This is a genomic window from Pseudomonas sp. P7779, assembly GCF_013386315.1.
Classification (GTDB): Bacteria; Pseudomonadota; Gammaproteobacteria; order Pseudomonadales; family Pseudomonadaceae; genus Aquipseudomonas.
The window spans coordinates 1-1,172 of sequence record NZ_JACARZ010000167.1 but is presented as its reverse complement, the minus strand read 5'-3'; the positions used below and the strand labels follow the sequence as shown (position 1 = coordinate 1,172).

Below are 1,172 nucleotides of genomic sequence, written 5' to 3'. Positions count from 1 at the left end.
CCCGCTCCCACACTGGATCTCTGTCACATTGAGATCTTTGTCAGCCTGGAAGCGGTGTGCTTACGAGGACAGGTACGACGAACGCGTCAAACCAAGACGCAACGCATCCAGGAACTGAGTCCGCTCCGCCGCCGTGATCTTCGCGCTGGCGCACTTGTCACGGTAGTGAGTCATCAACTCCTCCGGCGACAAGTGCACGTAGCGCAGCATGTCTTCGATGGTGTCGTGGGTCTCGATCCCGGCGCTGTACACCGAACCGTCGTCACGCTGGTAGATGTTCACCGAGTCGGTGTCACCGAACAGGTTGTGCATGTCGCCGAGAATTTCCTGGTAGGCACCCACCAGGAAGATCCCCAGCAGGTAGTCCTCGCCTTCTTTCACAGCGTGCACCGGCAAGCTGGTCTCGATGCTTTGCTCATCCACGTACTGCTTGATCTTGCCGTCGGAGTCGCAGGTCAAATCCTGCAGCACCGCACGGCGCAACGGCTCTTCGTCGAGGCGATGCAGCGGCAATATCGGCAGCACCTGGCCGATGGCCCAGGTGTCCGGCAGGCTCTGGAATACCGAGAAGTTGCAGATGTACTTGTCGGCCAGCTTGTCGTTGAGTTCGTCCAGCACCTGGCGGTGGGAACGCTGGCGGGCTTTCAGCGAGTCGTGCAGGCGGCGGCAGACGGCGAAGTAGCATTGTTCAGCCAGGGCCTTCTCGGCCAGGGTGATCTTGCCGTCGGCGTACTGGGTTGCCACGTCGCTCATGTAGTGAGTGGCGCGCCAGTAGGTTTCGGTGACCATTTCAATGTCGGTCGGGCCCAGCAGGTCCACCAGCCATTGCACGGTTTCCGGCAGGCTTTCCTTGTTTTCGATCAGCGGCACGTCGTCGTTGTGCTTCTCGACGTCGGTAACTTGCACCACCAGCATGGCGTGGTGGGCGGTCAGGGAACGGCCGCTCTCGGAGAAGATGTTCGGGTGCGGCAGGCTCTGCGCGTCGCAGAATTCCTTGAGCATGCCCACGACCACGCCGGCGTAGTCGTCCATGTCGTAGTTGATCGAGCTGGCGTTACGCGAGTGGGTACCGTCGTAGTCCACGCCCAGGCCGCCGCCCACGTCGATGTGGTCCACCGGCAGGCCGAGGTTGCGCAGTTCGCCGTAGTAACGAATGGCTTCCTTGAACCCGT

The 1,172-nt window shown here is 61.1% G+C and carries 1 protein-coding gene; it reads right to left on the bottom strand.

The genetic code is table 11. The annotated features are described in order from the left end of the window. Positions 1 to 60: 60 nt before the first annotated feature. Positions 61 to 1,172, bottom strand: a 1,112-nt coding sequence (gene speA, locus HX869_RS30525; RefSeq protein WP_178904126.1) for a biosynthetic arginine decarboxylase, incomplete at its 5' end; no start/stop codon positions are given.